Annotated in this window: 23 protein-coding genes; 2 read left to right on the plus strand and 21 right to left on the minus strand. The window is 65.5% G+C overall.

What is annotated here, in order from left to right:
* Positions 1 to 7: 7 nt before the first annotated feature.
* The 16 genes from rpsD to AC099J_RS12960 all read right to left on the minus strand — a co-directional run bounded on the left by rpsD (position 8) and on the right by AC099J_RS12960 (position 8,971).
* A complete protein-coding gene (gene rpsD / locus AC099J_RS12885) occupies positions 8 to 631 on the minus strand; it encodes a 30S ribosomal protein S4 (RefSeq protein ID WP_479615656.1) in 624 nt (207 codons plus the stop codon).
* A gap of 104 nt (positions 632 to 735) precedes the next feature.
* Positions 736 to 1,140 (minus strand): 30S ribosomal protein S11, encoded by a 405-nt coding sequence (gene rpsK, locus AC099J_RS12890; RefSeq protein ID WP_479615657.1) that lies wholly within the window; start codon positions 1,138 to 1,140, stop codon positions 736 to 738.
* Between the two features lie 16 nt (positions 1,141 to 1,156).
* Positions 1,157 to 1,522, minus strand: coding sequence for a 30S ribosomal protein S13 (rpsM, locus tag AC099J_RS12895; RefSeq protein ID WP_479615658.1), 366 nt, complete (start codon positions 1,520 to 1,522; stop codon positions 1,157 to 1,159).
* 21 nt (positions 1,523 to 1,543) lie between these two features.
* Complete coding sequence (gene rpmJ / locus AC099J_RS12900) at positions 1,544 to 1,657, minus strand: 50S ribosomal protein L36 (protein ID WP_028820150.1); 114 nt, start codon at positions 1,655 to 1,657, stop codon at positions 1,544 to 1,546.
* Positions 1,658 to 1,740: 83 nt separating this feature from the next.
* On the minus strand, positions 1,741 to 3,051 hold the full coding sequence (gene secY / locus AC099J_RS12905; protein WP_479615659.1) for a preprotein translocase subunit SecY: 1,311 nt from the start codon (positions 3,049 to 3,051) through the stop codon (positions 1,741 to 1,743).
* Between the two features lie 30 nt (positions 3,052 to 3,081).
* Positions 3,082 to 3,513: a 50S ribosomal protein L15 gene (gene rplO / locus AC099J_RS12910; RefSeq protein WP_479615916.1), complete on the minus strand. Its 432-nt coding sequence runs from the start codon at positions 3,511 to 3,513 to the stop codon at positions 3,082 to 3,084.
* 11 nt (positions 3,514 to 3,524) lie between these two features.
* A complete protein-coding gene (rpmD, locus tag AC099J_RS12915; protein WP_055840933.1) occupies positions 3,525 to 3,707 on the minus strand; it encodes a 50S ribosomal protein L30 in 183 nt (60 codons plus the stop codon).
* Positions 3,708 to 3,720: 13 nt separating this feature from the next.
* Positions 3,721 to 4,245, minus strand: coding sequence for a 30S ribosomal protein S5 (gene rpsE, locus AC099J_RS12920; protein WP_479615660.1), 525 nt, complete (start codon positions 4,243 to 4,245; stop codon positions 3,721 to 3,723).
* Between the two features lie 17 nt (positions 4,246 to 4,262).
* The gene (gene rplR, locus AC099J_RS12925) at positions 4,263 to 4,628 is read right to left on the minus strand and encodes a 50S ribosomal protein L18 (protein ID WP_479615661.1); all 366 of its coding nucleotides are present in this window, start codon (positions 4,626 to 4,628) and stop codon (positions 4,263 to 4,265) included.
* 11 nt (positions 4,629 to 4,639) lie between these two features.
* Complete coding sequence (gene rplF, locus AC099J_RS12930; protein WP_479615662.1) at positions 4,640 to 5,173, minus strand: 50S ribosomal protein L6; 534 nt, start codon at positions 5,171 to 5,173, stop codon at positions 4,640 to 4,642.
* A 25-nt stretch (positions 5,174 to 5,198) separates the two neighbouring features.
* Positions 5,199 to 5,594: a 30S ribosomal protein S8 gene (gene rpsH / locus AC099J_RS12935; RefSeq protein ID WP_479615663.1), complete on the minus strand. Its 396-nt coding sequence runs from the start codon at positions 5,592 to 5,594 to the stop codon at positions 5,199 to 5,201.
* A gap of 18 nt (positions 5,595 to 5,612) precedes the next feature.
* Entirely contained in the window at positions 5,613 to 5,918 is a 306-nt protein-coding gene (gene rpsN / locus AC099J_RS12940) for a 30S ribosomal protein S14 (protein ID WP_479615664.1), read from the minus strand.
* An 8-nt stretch (positions 5,919 to 5,926) separates the two neighbouring features.
* On the minus strand, positions 5,927 to 6,466 hold the full coding sequence (gene rplE / locus AC099J_RS12945; RefSeq protein ID WP_479615665.1) for a 50S ribosomal protein L5: 540 nt from the start codon (positions 6,464 to 6,466) through the stop codon (positions 5,927 to 5,929).
* A 2-nt stretch (positions 6,467 to 6,468) separates the two neighbouring features.
* Positions 6,469 to 6,792, minus strand: a complete 324-nt coding sequence (rplX, locus tag AC099J_RS12950) for a 50S ribosomal protein L24 (protein WP_479615666.1) — start codon at positions 6,790 to 6,792, stop codon at positions 6,469 to 6,471.
* 11 nt (positions 6,793 to 6,803) lie between these two features.
* Positions 6,804 to 7,172 carry a 50S ribosomal protein L14 gene (rplN, locus tag AC099J_RS12955; RefSeq protein WP_025596343.1) on the minus strand — a complete coding sequence of 123 codons (369 nt, stop codon included), beginning with the start codon at positions 7,170 to 7,172 and terminating at the stop codon, positions 6,804 to 6,806.
* A 191-nt stretch (positions 7,173 to 7,363) separates the two neighbouring features.
* Positions 7,364 to 8,971 (minus strand): glycerol-3-phosphate dehydrogenase/oxidase, encoded by a 1,608-nt coding sequence (locus AC099J_RS12960; RefSeq protein WP_479615667.1) that lies wholly within the window; start codon positions 8,969 to 8,971, stop codon positions 7,364 to 7,366.
* A 91-nt stretch (positions 8,972 to 9,062) separates the two neighbouring features.
* Here AC099J_RS12960 and proC point away from each other — a divergent pair, with 91 nt between their 5' ends.
* Positions 9,063 to 9,893 carry a pyrroline-5-carboxylate reductase gene (gene proC / locus AC099J_RS12965; protein ID WP_479615668.1) on the plus strand — a complete coding sequence of 277 codons (831 nt, stop codon included), beginning with the start codon at positions 9,063 to 9,065 and terminating at the stop codon, positions 9,891 to 9,893.
* Between the two features lie 7 nt (positions 9,894 to 9,900).
* Here proC and ubiA read toward each other — a convergent pair whose 3' ends face one another.
* The 5 genes from ubiA to AC099J_RS12990 form a co-directional block, all read right to left on the minus strand.
* On the minus strand, positions 9,901 to 10,827 hold the full coding sequence (gene ubiA / locus AC099J_RS12970; protein WP_479615917.1) for a 4-hydroxybenzoate octaprenyltransferase: 927 nt from the start codon (positions 10,825 to 10,827) through the stop codon (positions 9,901 to 9,903).
* 16 nt (positions 10,828 to 10,843) lie between these two features.
* The gene (locus AC099J_RS12975; RefSeq protein WP_479615669.1) at positions 10,844 to 11,362 is read right to left on the minus strand and encodes a Dps family protein; all 519 of its coding nucleotides are present in this window, start codon (positions 11,360 to 11,362) and stop codon (positions 10,844 to 10,846) included.
* A gap of 93 nt (positions 11,363 to 11,455) precedes the next feature.
* The gene (locus AC099J_RS12980) at positions 11,456 to 12,412 is read right to left on the minus strand and encodes a LysR substrate-binding domain-containing protein (protein ID WP_479615670.1); all 957 of its coding nucleotides are present in this window, start codon (positions 12,410 to 12,412) and stop codon (positions 11,456 to 11,458) included.
* A 275-nt stretch (positions 12,413 to 12,687) separates the two neighbouring features.
* On the minus strand, positions 12,688 to 14,844 hold the full coding sequence (gene recG, locus AC099J_RS12985; RefSeq protein ID WP_479615671.1) for an ATP-dependent DNA helicase RecG: 2,157 nt from the start codon (positions 14,842 to 14,844) through the stop codon (positions 12,688 to 12,690).
* A gap of 56 nt (positions 14,845 to 14,900) precedes the next feature.
* Positions 14,901 to 15,881, minus strand: coding sequence for a TIGR01777 family oxidoreductase (locus tag AC099J_RS12990; RefSeq protein WP_479615672.1), 981 nt, complete (start codon positions 15,879 to 15,881; stop codon positions 14,901 to 14,903).
* Between the two features lie 91 nt (positions 15,882 to 15,972).
* Between AC099J_RS12990 and queA the strand changes: the two genes are divergently transcribed.
* Positions 15,973 to 17,031, plus strand: a complete 1,059-nt coding sequence (gene queA / locus AC099J_RS12995; RefSeq protein ID WP_479615673.1) for a tRNA preQ1(34) S-adenosylmethionine ribosyltransferase-isomerase QueA — start codon at positions 15,973 to 15,975, stop codon at positions 17,029 to 17,031.
* Positions 17,032 to 17,051: the final 20 nt, after the last annotated feature.

The following is a 17,051-nucleotide window of genomic DNA, read 5'->3' on the forward strand; positions in this document are numbered from 1 at the left end:
GTGCGACTTAACGCGAGTACAACTCGACGATCAGCGACTCGTTGATGTCGGCGCCGAACTCGTCGCGGTCCGGAACCTTCTTGAAGGTGCCTTCGGCCTTGTCGATGCTGACCTCTACCCAGGCGGGAATGCCAACCTGCTGCGCCAGCTGCAAAGCCTCGACCACGCGGTTCTGCTTTTTGGACTTCTCGCGCACCGCCACCACGTCACCGGTCTTCACCAGGTACGACGGGATGTTGACGCTCTGGCCGTTCACCGTGATGGCCTTGTGCGACACCATCTGACGCGCTTCGGCACGCGTGGACCCGAAACCCATGCGGTAGACCACGTTGTCCAGCCGGCACTCCAGAAGGAACAGCAGATTGGCGCCCGTGTTGCCACGGCGACGATCGGCTTCCTCGAAGTAGCGGCGGAACTGCTTCTCCAGCACGCCGTACATGCGCTTGACCTTCTGCTTCTCGCGCAGTTGCAGGCCGAAGTCGGAGGTACGCGAGCCCGAAGTGCGACCGTGCTGGCCGGGCTTGGAATCGAACTTGGCCTTGTCGCTGATGGAACGGCGCGCGCTCTTCAGGAACAGGTCGGTGCCTTCACGGCGGGAGAGTTTGGCCTTGGGGCCTAGGTAGCGTGCCACTTGTGTAGTCCTTTGAATTCAGCTGCCACAGCGTCGCTGTGGGAGCCGTCGGTCTGTGTGCCGACGGCGGTGGGCTTGGATGATGGAGAAGGTCGCGGCGGCGATCAGATCCGGCGACGCTTCTGCGGGCGGCAGCCGTTGTGGGGAACCGGCGTCACATCGGAGATCGAAGTGATGCGGATGCCCAGGGCGCCCAATGCGCGCACCGACGATTCGCGACCAGGGCCTGGGCCCTTGATCTCGACGTCCAGGTTCTTGATGCCTTGTTCGATCGCGGCGCGACCAGCGACCTCGGAAGCCACCTGGGCTGCGAAGGGCGTCGATTTGCGCGAACCCTTGAAACCTTGGCCACCGGACGATGCCCACGACAAGGCATTGCCCTGGCGATCGGTGATCGTGATGATGGTGTTGTTGAACGAAGCGTGCACGTGCGCAACACCGTCGGAGACGTTCTTGCGGACCTTCTTGCGCACGCGTTGCGCGGCGTTGTTCGACGGTGCTTTAGCCATGGTGTTCTCTCAATCCTTACTTCTTCAGGGCCTGAGCGGCCTTGCGCGGACCCTTGCGGGTGCGGGCGTTGGTGCGCGTACGCTGGCCACGCATGGGCAGGCCGCGGCGATGACGGAAGCCGCGGTAGCAACCGATGTCCATCAAACGCTTGATGTTCATCGTGGTCTCGCGGCGCAGATCGCCTTCGATCGTGAACTGGCCGACTTGGTCGCGGATCTTTTCCAGATCGGCGTCGGTCAGGTCTTTGACCTTCTTCGAATATGCGATGCCGGTGGCCTCGCAGATCTGGCGCGCACGCGTGCGGCCGATTCCGAAGATAGCGGTCAGGCCGATCTCAGCGTGCTGATGCGGCGGAATGTTGATACCAGCAATACGTGCCATAACGTCCTCTTAAACTCTTGCTCAGCCTTGGCGCTGCTTGTGACGCGGATCGGTGCAGATCACACGAACCACGCCCTTGCGACGGATGACTTTGCAGTTGCGGCAAATTTTCTTTACCGAAGCCGAAACTCTCATAACTCTCTCCTAAAACTGTTTAACCGTTTCAACCCGCTTGGCACGGACCACTGTCCGCGCACTCGCCAGGTGACATGTCAATCTCAACCGCCCTTGAAGTTGGCCTTCTTGAGCAAGGACTCATACTGCTGCGACATCATGTAGTTCTGGACCTGGGCCATGAAGTCCATGGTGACCACCACAATGATCAGCAGCGACGTACCACCGAAATAAAACGGCACGTTGTACTTGAGAATCAGAAATTCAGGCAGCAAACAAACAAACGTGATGTAGATCGCGCCCGCAAGCGTCAACCTCAGCAAGATCTTGTCGATGTAGCGCGCGGTCTGCTCACCAGGCCTAATGCCGGGAATGAACGCACCGCTCTTCTTCAGGTTGTCTGCGGTTTCACGGCTGTTGAACACCAGCGCCGTGTAGAAAAAGCAGAAGAAGATGATCGCCGCAGCGTAGAACATCACATAAATCGGCTGGCCCGGACTTAGCATGCCGGCAATGTCCTTCAGCCAGCGCATGGAATCACCCGAACTCACCCAGCTCACCACCGTTGCCGGCAGCAGGATGATCGACGACGCGAAGATCGGCGGAATCACGCCTGCCATGTTCAGCTTGAGCGGCAGGTGTGACGACTGACCGCCATACACCTTGTTGCCCACCTGACGGCGCGCGTAATTGACCAGGATCTTGCGCTGGCCGCGCTCCACGAACACTACAAAGTACGTCACCGCTGCCACCGCGATCACGATGACCAGTGCCACGATGATGCTCATCGCACCCGTACGCACCAACTCCAGAAGCCCGCCGATGGAACTCGGCAAACCTGCTGCGATGCCGGCAAAAATCAGGATCGAAATGCCGTTGCCCAGACCCCGCTCGGTGATCTGTTCACCCAGCCACATCAGGAACATCGTGCCAGCCGTCAGGCTCACCACGGCAGTGACGCGAAAACCGAAGCCAGGCGAAATCACCAGGCCTGCCGAGCTTTCGAGCGCAATCGCGATCGACAGCGACTGGAACAAGGCCAGGGCCAGCGTTCCGTACCGCGTGTACTGCGTGATCTTGCGACGGCCTGCCTCGCCTTCCTTCTTCATCTGCTCGAAGGTCGGCACGACGTAGGTCATCAACTGCATGATGATCGACGCCGAGATGTACGGCATGATGCCCAACGCGAACACGGTAAAGCGCGACAGCGCGCCACCTGAGAACATGTTGAACAGACTCAGGATGCCGCCCTGCTGCCCACTGAAGAGCTGCTGCAGTTGTTCCGGATTGATGCCCGGCACCGGAATGTGCGCTCCGATCCGGTACACGACCAGCGCCAGCAACAGAAAGACGAGCCGGCGACGCAGGTCGCCGAACTTGCCGGTCTTTGCAATGTTTGCGGAGCTAGTGGCCACCGGTCGAATCCTCGTTCACGGGTGCTGGGTTCAGGCCAGGCTGCCGCCGGCTGCTTCGATCGCAGCCTTGGCGCCAGCCGTCGCACCGATGCCGGTCAACTTCACAGCGCGCGACAGCGTGCCGGTGTTGATGACCTTCACCACCTTGGCCATCTCACCGATCAGGCCAGCCTGCTTCAGGCTCATCATGTCGACGTCGGACGCGCCCAGCTTCTCGAGCGAAGTCAGCGTGACCTCGTCGTTGAACTGCAGCAGGTGCGACTTGAAGCCACGCTTGGGCAAGCGACGCTGCATGGGCATTTGACCGCCCTCGAAGCCCACCTTGTGGTAGCCCCCAGCGCGCGACTTCTGACCCTTGTGACCGCGGCCTGCGGTCTTGCCCAGGCCGGAGCCGATGCCACGGCCGACACGGCGTTTGGCGTGCTTGGCGCCTGCAGCCGGTTGAATGCCATTGAGTTCCATCATCGACCTCTTCAGAGAACCTTGACCAGGTAGCTGATCTTGTTGATCATGCCGCGCACTTCCGGCGAGTCCTGCAGTTCGCTCACGCTATTGAGCTTGCGCAGACCCAGGCCACGTACGGTGGCGCGGTGCGATTCCTTGGTGCCAATCGGGCTGCGCACCAATTGCACCTTGACAGTTTGTTGGGTAGTCATGTGATTACCTTGCTCAGCCGACGATCTCTTCGACCGTCTTGCCACGCTTGGCGGCGATCTCGGCCGGAGTGGTGGAGTTGCGCAGCGCGTCCAGCGTTGCACGCACCATGTTGTAGGGGTTGGACGAACCGTGGCTCTTGGCCACGATGTCGGTCACGCCCAGCACTTCGAACACCGCGCGCATCGGGCCGCCCGCAATGATGCCGGTACCCTTGGGAGCAGGCGCCATCATGACGTTGGCCGCGCCGTGGTGACCGTACACCTTGTGGAAAACGGTACCGTTCTTCAACGTGACCTTGACCATGTTGCGACGGGCTTCTTCCATCGCCTTCTGCACGGCTGCGGGCACTTCCTTGGACTTGCCCTTGCCCATGCCGACGCGGCCATCACCGTCACCGACCACGGTCAGTGCGGCGAAACCGAGAATACGGCCGCCCTTCACCACCTTGGTCACGCGGTTGACCGCGATCATCTTCTCGCGCAGACCGTCCTCAGGCCCTTCAGCCTTGCCCTGCATCTTGCCTTGCATTCTTGCCATGATGAATTCCGATCTGTTTAGAACTGCAAGCCAGCTTCGCGGGCAGCGTCGGCCAACGCCTTGACGCGGCCGTGGTAGGCGAAGCCGGAGCGGTCGAACGCAACCTTCTCCACGCCAGCAGCCTTGGCCTTCTCGGCGATCAGCTTGCCGACGACCTGGGCAGCGGCGGCATTGCCACCCTTGCCCGAGCCGCCCAGTTCCTTGCGGATGGAAGCTTCGGCCGTGGACGCGCTGGCCAGCACCTTCGCACCGTCGCCGGAAATCACGGCGGCGTAGATGTGCAGGTTGGTGCGGTTCACCGTCAGGCGTGCGACCCCTTGCGTAGCGATCCGGATTCGGGTCTGCCGCGCACGGCGCAAACGTTGTTCTTTCTTGGTCAACATGATGCTGCCCCTTACTTCTTCTTCGTTTCTTTGATCGTGATCTTCTCGTCCGCGTAGCGGATGCCCTTGCCCTTGTAAGGCTCTGGCGGACGAATAGCACGAATCTCGGCGGCGATCTGGCCGACGCGTTGACGGTCTGCGCCCTTGAGCACAATTTCCGTCGGCGCCGGCGTGGCGACCGTGATGCCCGCAGGCATATCGACGTTGACCGGATGCGAGTAGCCGACAGCCAGGTTCAGCTTGGCGCCTTGCGCCTGGGCCTTGTAGCCCACGCCGACCAGCGTCAGCTTCTTCTCGAAGCCCTTGGTCACCCCGACCACCATGTTGTTCACCAGCTGACGCATGGTGCCGCTCATGGCATTCGCTTCACGCGATTCATTGACGGGAACGAAGCTCAGCTTGCCGTCTTCGTTCGTGACCGTGACCAGCTGGTTCTGGGACAGAGACAAATTGCCGCCCGTGCCCTTGACGCTGATCTGGTCATCCTTGATCACCACATCCACCCCTGAAGGGATGGACACCGGCATTTTTCCTACTCGAGACATGTTCGATTTCTCCTCGGTGCCGGGCTTAGGCGACGTAGCACAAGACTTCGCCACCCACACCGGATGCGCGCGCCTTGCGGTCGGTCATGACGCCCTTGGGCGTGGTCACGATCGCCACACCCAGGCCATTCAAGACCTGGGGCAGAGCGTCGTGGCCCTTGTAGACGCGCAGGCCGGGGCGGCTCACACGCTCGATGCGTTCGATCACGGGACGGCCGGCGTAGTACTTCAGCGCAATCTCGAGTTCGGTCTTGCCACCTTCGTTCTTGACGCGGAAGCCGTCGATGTAACCCTCGTCCTTCAACACCTGGGCGATGGCGATCTTCACTTTGGAAGAAGGCAGCGACACCGTGGTCTTGGACACCATCTGCGCGTTGCGGATGCGGGTCAGCAGGTCGGCAATGGGATCACTCATGCTCATATCGAATCTCCTGCCTACTTACCAGCTGGCCTTGGTCACGCCGGGAATATCCCCAGCGAAAGCCAATTCACGGATCTTGGCGCGCGCCAGACCGAACTGGCGGAACGTGCCGCGCGGGCGACCGGTCATTTCGCAACGGTTGCGTTGACGCGTGGGGTTGGCGTTGCGCGGCAGCTTTTGCAGTGCCAGGCGAGCCAACGCGCGCTCTTCATCGGACTTCTTGGCGTCGTTGGCGATGCCCTTCAGTTCGGCGTGTTTCGTCGCGTACTTGGCAACCAGACGGTCCCGCTTCAGTTCGCGTTGGATCAAAGCTTGTTTAGCCATGGATGACCTCAGTTCTTGAACGGGAACTTGAAACCGGCGAGCAGTGCCTTGCACTCTTCGTCGTTCTTGGCCGTCGTGGTGATGCTGATGTTGAGACCGCGCAAGGCATCGACCTTGTCGTACTCGATCTCAGGGAAGATGATCTGTTCTTTGACGCCGATGTTGTAGTTACCGCGGCCATCGAAGGCGCGGCCGCTGATCCCGCGGAAGTCACGCACACGCGGCAAAGCCACGGTGACGAAACGATCCAGGAACTCATACATCTTGACGCCACGCAGCGTGACCATGCAGCCGATGGCCTGGCCTTCGCGGATCTTGAAACCGGCGATGGCCTTCTTGGCCTTGGTCACGACAGGCTTCTGGCCGGCGATCTTGGTCAGGTCGCCGACGGCGTTGTCCATGACCTTCTTGTCGGCGACGGCCTCGCTCACACCCATGTTGAGCGTGATCTTGGTCAGGCGGGGGACCTGCATCGGCGACTTGTAGCCGAACTTGGCAACCAGCTCGGGAGCCACCTTGTCGCGATAAATTTCTTGAAAGCGCGTCATGCTCATGCCACCTTGATGTCTGCGCCGCTGGACTTGAAGACACGCGAGCGCGTCTTGCCGTCTTCCGACAACTTGATGCCCACGCGGTCGGCCTTGCCGGTCGCGGCATTGAAGATCGCCACGTTGGACTGATGGATGGGCATGCCCTTTTCCACGATGCCACCGGTGGTGCCCTTCAACGGGTTCGGCTTGGTGTGCTTTTTGACGAGGTTGATGCCCTCGACCAGCACATGGGAGTCATCCGTGCGCTGCAACACCGTGCCGCGCTTGCCCTTGTCGCGCCCGGTCAGCACGATCACTTCGTCGCCCTTGCGAATCTTGTTCATGTGGCGTCCCCTTACAGAACTTCAGGAGCCAGGGACACGATCTTCATGAACTTTTCAGTGCGCAGCTCGCGCGTCACCGGTCCAAAGATGCGGGTGCCGATGGGCTCCAGCTTGGCATTGAGCAACACGGCTGCGTTGCCATCGAATTTGACGAGCGAACCGTCACCACGACGGATGCCCTTGGCGGTACGCACCACAACAGCGCTGTAGACCTCGCCCTTTTTGACGCGGCCTCGCGGCGCGGCTTCCTTGATGCTCACCTTGATGATGTCGCCCACGCTGGCATAGCGCCGCTTGGAACCACCGAGCACCTTGATGCACAGGACGGACTTCGCACCCGTGTTGTCGGCCACGTCCAGCCGGGATTCAGTTTGGATCATTTCAGTAATTTCCCAACTTGTACCGGGAGGGCATGACACCGGGAAACCGGCACCACACCCACCTGATCAGTCTTGGGCCCGTCGCGCACACTCCGAACCACTCGGGGTGCTTGCGTTTGGGCAAGAGCAACGCTTTGAAGGCGAAGCCCGCGATTATGCTTGCCCGAAATCGCCCTGTCAACACGTTTCGATCAGATTGTCGAAGTAGGCAGCTCCTGGTAGGAAGCGGCGAGCGCCAGAAAGGCGTCCAGCTGGGGGTCGACACCCGTTTCCTCCCGCATCACCGCAGCAACAAGCGGCGCCAGCGCAGCGGCGCGCTGCGCATCGAGAAACAGCAGTCGCACGCGGCGGGCCAGCATGTCCTCGACAGTGCGCGCGTACTCATGACGTGCGGCGAACCGCACCATGGCCTCGGTGAGGTTGTCGCCCAGCATGCGGTCGGCGCCGGGTAGGGCGACCACCGCCGGCCAATCGCTGCCGTAGCTGTGCGGGCCTTGCGCCTCGGCCATCGAACGCCGGTTCTGCGGCAGCAGATCGTCGGCCCCCCACAACTGCAGCCGCTGCGTGCGGCATGGCGCCCGCTGCGGCAGCAGCCCGTCTTCCAGGCAGCGTGCCAGCACGTCTTCGGCCATGGCCCGGTAGGTCGTCCACTTGCCGCCCGTGACCGTGACCAGGCCACTGCGGCTGACCAGCACCGTGTGTTCCCGGCTCAGTTGCCGGGTGGCGGTGGCATCGTCCTGCGCCGGTCGCACCAGCGGGCGCAGGCCCACCCAGCAGCTCAACACGTCTGCCGGGCGGGGCGCTCGGGCGAGATAGCGCGCGGATTCGCGCAGGATGAAGTCCAGCTCCTCGCCGAAAGGGCGTGGCTCGCGCGCGAGGTCCTGTCGCGGTGTATCGGTGGTGCCCAGGATCAGCTTGCCGAGCCAGGGCACCGCGAACAGCACCCGCCCGTCGGCCGTCTTGGGCACCAGCAGCGCATGCTCGGTCGGCAGAAAGCTGCGGTCCACCACCACGTGCACGCCCTGGCTCGGTGCGACCAGCGGCTGCACGGGCTGCGAAAGCGCCGCCGCGTCCTGCTCGCGCAGGGCATCGACCCAGACACCGGTGGCGTTGACAACGCAGCCGGCGCGCACGGTGTGGAACGCGCCGGTCTCCTGGTCCTGCACGCGGACACCGGCGATGCGGCCGTTCTCGTGGATCAGGTCCGTGGCGGCGCAGTAATTGAGAACCAGCGCGCCCTGGGCGGCGGCCGTGCGGGCCAGCGCCAGCGCCAGCCGGGCGTCGTCGAACTGGCCGTCCCAGTACAGGATGCCGCCCTTGAGTCCCTGGGTGCGCAGCCCGGGCAGCGCCGCCTGGGCCTTGGTGCGGGTGAGGAAGCGCGTCGTGCCCAACCCGGCCTCGCCAGCCAGCAGGTCGTAGGCCTTGAGCCCGGCACCATAGAACGGGCCTTCCCAAAACTCATAGCAGGGCATGACGAAGGCCAGCGGCTGCGCCAGGTGGGGGGCGTTGCGCAGCAGCGTGGTGCGCTCGCGCAAGGCTTCGCGGACCAGGCCTATATTGCCCTGGGCCAGGTAGCGCACGCCACCGTGGACCAGCTTGGTCGCGCGCGACGAGGTGCCCTTGGCGAAATCGTGCGATTCCACGAGCAACGTCTTGAGCCCGCGAGAAGCCGCATCCACCGCCACACCCAGCCCGGTCGCGCCACCGCCGACCACGACCAGGTCGTAGCGATCGCCCTGGGCGAGCTGGGCCATCAAGGAAGCGCGCGGCGTGGCAAGAAGCTGGGTGGTCGAGGGCATCAAGCCATTCTCGCGCGGCCGCATGAACGGCCGGGTTGGCGACAATGGCTGCCCCTGCCCGGACCGGGCATTGCCCTTGCCTCCCACCACCATGAACAACCCACCATCGAACGCATCGATCGCCTTCATCGGCGGCGGCAACATGGCCAGCGCCATCATCGGCGGCCTGCTCCGAGAAGGTCTGTCGGCCAGCCGCGTGCGGGTGGTCGAGCCCTTTGCAGAAACGCGGGCCAAGCTGGCAGCGGACCACGGCGTGACCGCCCTTGAATCGGCCGGCCCCGCACTGGCCGATGCCGATCTGGTGGTCTGGGCCGTCAAGCCGCAGGTCTTTCAGGAAGCCGCCGCCCCGGTGCGCGCCCACACCGCCCAGGCGCTGCACCTGAGCGTGGCGGCGGGCATCCGCAGCGACAGCATCGCGCGCTGGCTGGGCACCGAGCGCATCGTGCGCGCCATGCCGAACACACCGGCGCTGATCGGCCAGGGCGTGACCGGCCTGTTCGCTCGCGACGCGGTCACGGCGGCGGACCGCACGCGCGTCGAGCAGGTGATCGCGTCCACGGGCGCGTCGCTGTGGGTGGCGCAGGAATCGCAGCTCGATGCGGTGACGGCGATGTCCGGCTCCGGCCCGGCCTACGTGTTCTATTTCATCGAAGCCATGGTGCAGGCCGGCACCGACATGGGCCTGCCACCAGAGCAGGCGCACCAGCTGGCCGTGGCCACCTTCACCGGCGCGTCCGAACTGGCCCGCTGCTCCGACGAGCCACCCGCCGTGCTGCGCCAGCGCGTCACGTCCAAGGGCGGCACGACCTATGCGGCGATCACGTCGATGGAGCAAGCTCAGGTTGCCGAGGCGTTCGTCAAGGCCATGCGCGCCGCTGAGCAGCGCGCACGGGAACTGGGCGACGAGTTCGGCGCGGGTTGAGCGCGCCTCAGCGCAGCGTGTAAGCGGCGGCGATACCGCCAAACACCGCAAACCCCAGCCAGTGGTTCAGCCGAAAGGCCTTGAAACACCCATCGCGCGTGCGGTCCTTGATCAAGCCCGCATGCCACACCACCTGCGCAGCCGCAGCGGCGATGCCCACCAGGAACAGCCAGCCCGGCACCAGCTGCCGCAGCGCAAACGTCCAGACCAGCAGGAACAGCGCGTAGCACGCCAGCACCGCTGGCACGTCGAAGCGCCCCAGCGTGATCGCCGAGGTCTTCATCCCGATCTTGAGGTCGTCGTCCCGATCCACCATCGCGTACTCGGTGTCATACGCGATCACCCAGAACAGATTGCCCACCAGCAGAACCCACGCCAGCGGTGGCACGCTGTCCCACGCGGCCTGCAGGCTGAACGCCCCACCTTGGAACAGCTCCCACGCCGGCCCGCCGCGCACGGCCGAGAACGCCATCGGAATGCCGAAGCTGAACGCCACGCCCAGCACTGCCTGCGGCATGGAGACGAAGCGTTTGGCGTAGGGGTAGACAAGAGTCACGGCCAGCGCCACGAACGACCAGGCGATGGTGGCCAGATTCGTCGTCAGCACCAGGCCGAAGGCCGCCAGCGCCAGCACGGCCCCCAGCGTCAACGCCTCGCGCACAGAGACGCGCCCGCTGGTCACGGGCCGCTGCGCCGTGCGCTTGACATGCTTGTCGAAATCACGATCTGCCACGTCGTTGACGCAGCAGCCGGCGCTGCGCATGAGGATGGTCCCGAGCACGAATACCGTGAGCAGGTGCCAGCCGGGGAAGCCATCAGCCGCCACCCACAGCGCGCTGAGCGAGGGCCACAGCAGCAGCAGCCAGCCAGCCGGCCGGCTCCAGCGGATCAGGTCGAGGTAGAGCTGCAGCCGGCCCGGTGGCGCGGCTGGCATCGACGCGGCCAAGGCTTCACTCTTCGAGCAAGGAGCGCAACATCCACGCGGTCTGCTCGTGCACCGTGAGGCGCTGCGTCAGCAGGTCGGCCGTGGGCTCGTCGCTGGCCTTGTCGGCCGTGGGGAAGAGTTCGCGCGCGGTGCGGGCCACGGCTTCGTGGCCCTTGACGAGGATGCGCACCATCTCCAGCGCGTTCGGCGGCTCGACCGGTGCGTCGGGCAGGCTGGCGAGCTGGCTGAACTGCGTGTACGAGCCAGGCGCCTTGTGGCCCAGTGAGCGGATGCGCTCGGCGATGGGGTCGACGGCGTTCCACAGCTCGGTGTACTGGGTCATGAACATCACGTGCAACGTGTTGAACATGGGACCGGTCACGTTCCAGTGGAAGTTGTGCGTGGTCAGGTACAGCGTATAGGTGTCAGCCAGCAGGTGTGACAGGCCCTTGGCGATGGCCGCGCGGTCTTTGTCGCTGATGCCGATGTTGATGCCGGGTGCGGACGACGATGCGGTTGCGGCGGACTTGGGGTTCTTGGCCATGGGTTCTCCGTTGGATGAAAGCAAATATTCTGAAACAGGCGGCTGGGACGCTGCAATCTGGCGCCGCCTATGCCGGCGACGGGCAACGGCCAATCAAGACAGCCTCTTCACGCCCGGCAGCTCGCACGCGTAGATGGCGTTGCGCAGCGCGGCGATGGCCTCGTAGCGCGTGAAGCTGCGGCGCCAGGTCAGCACCACGCGCCGCGTGGGCGGATCGCCATCGAAGGGCAGGTACTTGACGTAGGGCTCCTCGCCCCGGCGGCGCTTGCCGGCGTGCGCCGACAAGGCCTCGCGCGGCACGCCCAGGCGCGGCACCAGCGTGACGCCCATGCCGGCGGCCACCATGTGCTTGATGGTCTCCAATGACGAGCCCTCGAAGCTGCGGCGGATGCCCTCGGCGTCGCTGGAAAAGCGCGCGAACTCGGGGCAGACCTCCAGCACATGGTCGCGAAAGCAGTGGCCATTGCCCAGCAGCAGCATGGTCTCGGCCTTGAGCTGCTGGGCGGTGATGTGGTCCTGCTTGGCCAGCGGGTGCGAGGTCGGCACGACGGCCAGGAAGGGCTCGTCATAGAGGGGCGCAATCGCCAGCCCGGTGTCGGGAAAAGGCTCGGCCACGATGGCGCAGTCCAGCTCGCCGGTGCGCAGCGATTCGAGCAGCTTGACGGTGAAGTTTTCCTGCAGCATCAGCGGCATCTGCGGCGTGCGCTGGATGGCTTGGCGCACGAGGTCGGGCAACAGGTAGGGGGCGATGGTGTAGATCACGCCCAGGCGCAGCGGACCGGCCAGCGGGTCCTTGCCGCGCTTGGCGATTTCCTTGATGTTGGCGGCCTGCTCCAGCACGCTTTGCGCCTGGCGCACGATCTCTTCGCCCAGCGGGGTCACGGTGACTTCGTTGGCGCTGCGCTCGAACAGCTTGAGGTCCAGTTCTTCTTCGAGCTTCTTGATCGCCACCGACAGCGTGGGCTGCGACACGTAGCAGGCCTCGGCGGCCTTGCCGAAATGCTTTTCGCGGGCAACGGCGACGATGTACTTCAGTTCGGTGAGGGTCATCTCACAGCTCCGCTGACAGCTGCTCGCCGTTGTTGATCGCCTGCGCGGGTCGATCCCCGCAAGCGGGGCCCCTCGCCCTTCGCTCCGACGATCACGGCGACGATGTACTTCAGTTCGGTGAGGGTCATCTCACAGCTCCGCTGACAGCTGCTCGCCGTTGTTGATCGCCTGCGCGGGTCGATCCCCGCAAGCGGGGCCCCTCGCCCTTCGCTCCGACGATCACGGCGACGATGGAATTCAGTTCGGTCGGCGTCATGGGATCTATTGTGGCCCCCTCACGCCTTGAGGAATTCGGCCTTGCCGCCCAGCCAGCGCTGCACATGGCGCTCGGCCAGTTCGGGGTAGCGGTCCAGCATCACGGGGGCCAGCGCGCGCGCCCAGGCCAGCAGGTCGGCGTCGGTGCTGAGGTCGGCAAAGCGCAGCAGCGCCGCGCCGGACTGGCGTGCGCCCAGGAACTCGCCCGGGCCGCGGATTTCCAGGTCGCGCCGGGCAATCTCGAAGCCGTCGGACGTCTCGACCATGGCTTTCAGCCGCTCGCGCGCGGTCTGGCCCAGGCGTGGCGCGTCGCCCGTGGAGAACAGCAGCACGCAGGCCGATGCCGCCGCCCCGCGCCCCACGCGCCCACGCAGCTGGTGCAGCTGCGACAAGCCGAAGCGCTCGGCATGCTCGATCACCATCAGCGAGGCGTTGGGCACGTCCACACCGACCTCGATCACCGTGGTGCTGATCAGCAGACCCATCAGCCCGTCGGTGAACAGCGACATGACGGCTTTCTTCTCGGCCGGTGCCATGCGCGAGTGCAGCAGGCCCACCAGCACGCCGGGCAAGGCATCGGCCAGCGCTGCATGCGTGGCGGTGGCGTTGGCCAGGTCCAGCGCCTCGCTCTCTTCGATCAGCGGGCAGACCCAGTAGACCTGCCGGCCCTCGTCGATCTGGCCACGGATGCGCTCGACCACCTCGTCGCGCCGCGCGTCGTGCACCACGCGCGTCAGCACCGGCGTGCGGCCGGGTGGCAGCTCGTCGATGGTGGACACATCCAGGTCGGCGTAGTAGCTCATGGCCAGCGTGCGTGGGATGGGCGTGGCGCTCATCATGAGCAGGTGCGGCTCCTGCCCCTCGGCCGCCAGCTTGCCGCGCAGTGCCAGGCGCTGGGCCACGCCGAAGCGGTGCTGCTCGTCGATGACGGCCAGGCCCAGGCGCTGGAACTGCACCTTGTCCTGGATCACGGCGTGCGTGCCGACGACCAGCGCGGCCTCGCCGCTGGCGATCAACGCCAGCATGGTGTCGCGCTCCTTTTTCTTTTGGCCGCCGGCCAGCCAGGCGATGCGCCGGCCGTGAGCGGCTAGCAGGGGCTCCAGCCAGCCCACGAGCTTGCGGAAATGCTGCTCGGCCAGGATCTCGGTGGGCGCCATCAGCGCGCACTGCCAGCCGGCGTCCATGCACACCGTGGCGGCCAGCGCGGCGACCACGGTCTTGCCCGAGCCCACGTCGCCCTGTAGCAGGCGGTGCATGGGCAGTGCGCGCGCGAGGTCGGCGGTGATCTCGGCCACTACGCGCTGCTGAGCGCCGGTCAGCGCGAACGGCAACGCGGCCAGCAATTGCGCGGGCAGGGCCTCGGCACCTGCGGCCTGCAACACCGGCGCCTGCAGCCGGCCCCGCTCGCGTTTGGCAGTCAGCTGCGACAGCTGTTGTGCCAGCAGTTCCTCGGCCTTCAGGCGCTGCCAGGCTGGGTGGCTGCGGTCGGCCAGCGCCTCGACCGACACATCGGGCGTGGGGTGGTGCAGGAACTCCAGCGCCTGCCGCAGGCTCCAGGCTACGGGCGACTGACCGGGCGGCAGCGTTTCGCGCAGTTCGGCACGGGCCAGGCCCGCCAGCACGGCGCGGCGCAGGTAGGTCTGCGGCAGGGCGGCGGTGGTGGGGTAGACCGGGGTCAGCGCGCTGGGCAGCTCACCCGCTGCCGCGCGAAAGTGGGGATGCAGCATCGTGCGGCCGACGAAGCCGCCGCGCACCTCGCCGCGCACGCGCACCCTGGCCCCGGGCGCCAGGGCCTTCTGGTGCGAGGGGTAGAAGGTGAAGAAGCGCAGCACACAGGTGTCGCTGTCATCGTCCACCGTCACCAGCAGTTGGCGGCGCGGGCCCAGCTTGACTTCGCAGGTCTGCACGGTCGCCTCGATCTGCACGACCTCGCCGTCACGCGCATCGGCCAGTCGGGTGATGCGGGTTTCGTCTTCGTAGCGCAGCGGCAGGTGCAGGGCCAGGTCGATGTCGCGCTTGAGGTCCATCTTCAGCAGCGCGCGTTGCGGCCCACTGAGCTTGGCCGAGGCAGCGGGCTTGGCAGGCTTGGCGGTCAGATCCACAGGACGCTCACTGGCCTTGCGCTGCGGGCCGCTTGCAGCAGATGGCGCACAAGGCTGTATGGCCCCTTCGCCCATTGGGAAGATGGAGAAACGAGAGACGCGGCGCGCTGACGCGTGCTGCCAGTTGCATGTCAGCGCAGATCGGCCAGTGCCGCCTGGGCATCCGAAAACCGAAACGCAAAGCCACTGCGCAGCAGCGCTGCAGGCACCACGCGCTGGCCCTCGCGCAGCAGGTCGGCCTGCTCGCCCATCAGCACACGCAGCGGCAGGCCGGGCAGGGGCAGAAAGCAAGGCCGGTGCATCAGCTTGGCAGCGATACGGCTGAACTCGGCCTGGCGCACGGTGCCCGGTGCGGTGACGTTGTAGACCGGCGTGGCAGGTGCCCGGCCGGCGTCGTGCGCTTGGCGGGCCAAGGTCCAGGTGTGGGCGATGGCTCGCAGCAGATCCTCCACATGCACCCATGAGAACCATTGCCGCCCGCCGGCCAGCGGCCCGCCCAGGCCCAGCGAGATCGGCAGCAGCAACTGCGGCAGCGCGCCCCCGCGCCCCAGCACCACGCCAAAGCGCAGGCGCACCACCTCGACACCCAGCGGCGCCGCGCGCATGGCGGCCTGCTCCCAGCGCTGGCACAACTCGGACATGAAGATGGGCTGCGGCGGCGCGTCTTCGGTGAGGGCGGAGTCGTCTCTCGGAGACTGCACCCCGTAGTAACCGACGGCCGAGGCCGAGAGCAGCAGCCAAGGCTTGCGCGGCAGGCCGGCCATCCACTCGACCAGCTGGTTCGTCAGCCCCTCGCGGCTGGCGAGCAGCTGCGCACGGCGCGCGTCAGTCCACGGCAGGCCCAGGATGCGCGCACCCGCCAGGTTGATGACCACGTCGCAGGGTTGCTGCTGCTGCGCGATGTCCTGCAGCCGCTCCACGCAGCGCACGCCGGCGCCCAGATGGCGGGCAGCGGCGGTGGCGTTGCGTGTCCAGACCGTGACCGTATGGCCTCCTTGCACCAGGTGTTGCACCAGCAGCCGGCCGATGAAGCCCGTGCCCCCGGTCACCAGCACATGCTGCGGCACGGGGCCGAAGCGGATCGGGTCAGCGGTGGTGGGTGTGGTTGGCATCGGCGGATTTTGCATGGCATGCGAAGGCTGCGCAGGGGGCATGGGAGAATCCCACGCTTCCTTGGAACGGGCCTGTCCAGCCCTCAAGCCCATGCGCGCTTTCACGCTCTCTGATTTCGATTTCGACCTGCCGCCCGAACTGGTGGCGCAACACCCCGCCACCGAACGCAGCGCCTCGCGCCTGCTGGACGGCACCGGCGCCACCCCGGTCGACCGCATCTTCCACACCCTGCCCACGCTGCTGCGTGCGGGAGATCTACTGGTGTTCAACGACACGCAGGTCGTCAAGGCGCGCCTGTTCGGCGAGAAACCCACGGGCGGCAAGCTGGAGCTGCTGGTCGAGCGGGTGTTGCAGGGCCAGGAAGTGGTGTGCCACATGAAGGTCAGCAAGAAGCCGACCGTGGGCACCACGCTGCAGATGGTGGGGGGCTTTCGCGCCACCCTGCTCGGCCGCTGGCCCGAGGACGACGGCCCGCTGTTCCGCTTCGCGTTCGAGAGCGACGCGGGCGAAGACCCCTACGCGCTGATGGCCCGCTGCGGCCACGTGCCGCTGCCGCCCTACATCACGCACACGGATTCGCTGGAAGACGAGAGCCGTTACCAGACCGTGTTCGCCCGCGTGCCCGGCGCTGTGGCCGCGCCCACGGCCGCGCTGCATTTCGACGAGGCTCTGCTGGCGCAACTGGAGGCGCGCGGCGTGCAGCGCGCCAACGTCACGCTGCACGTGGGCGCCGGCACCTTCCAGCCCGTGAAGACCGAGAACATCGCCGAGCACACCATGCACGCCGAGCGCTACGAGGTGCCCGCCGCCACGCAGCAGGCGATTGCCGATTGCAAGGCCAGAGGTGGCCGCGTGGTCGCCGTGGGCACGACGACGGTGCGCACACTCGAATCCTGGGCCAAGAGCGGCGAAGCAACCGGCGACACGCGCATCTTCATCACACCGGGCTTCGCGTTCCAGCATGTCGATGTGCTGGTCACCAACTTCCACCTGCCCAAGAGCACGCTGATGATGCTGGTCAGTGCCTTTGCGGGCTACGAGCATGTGATGGCGCTGTATGCCCACGCGGTCCGTGCGGGCTACCGGTTCTTCAGCTATGGGGATGCGATGCTGCTGCAGCGCCGCTCGCCTGAACCCCTCGAATCGTGATCGATCAAGTGATCGTACTA

This window comes from Rhodoferax sp. RT4P68 (genome assembly GCF_056521305.1).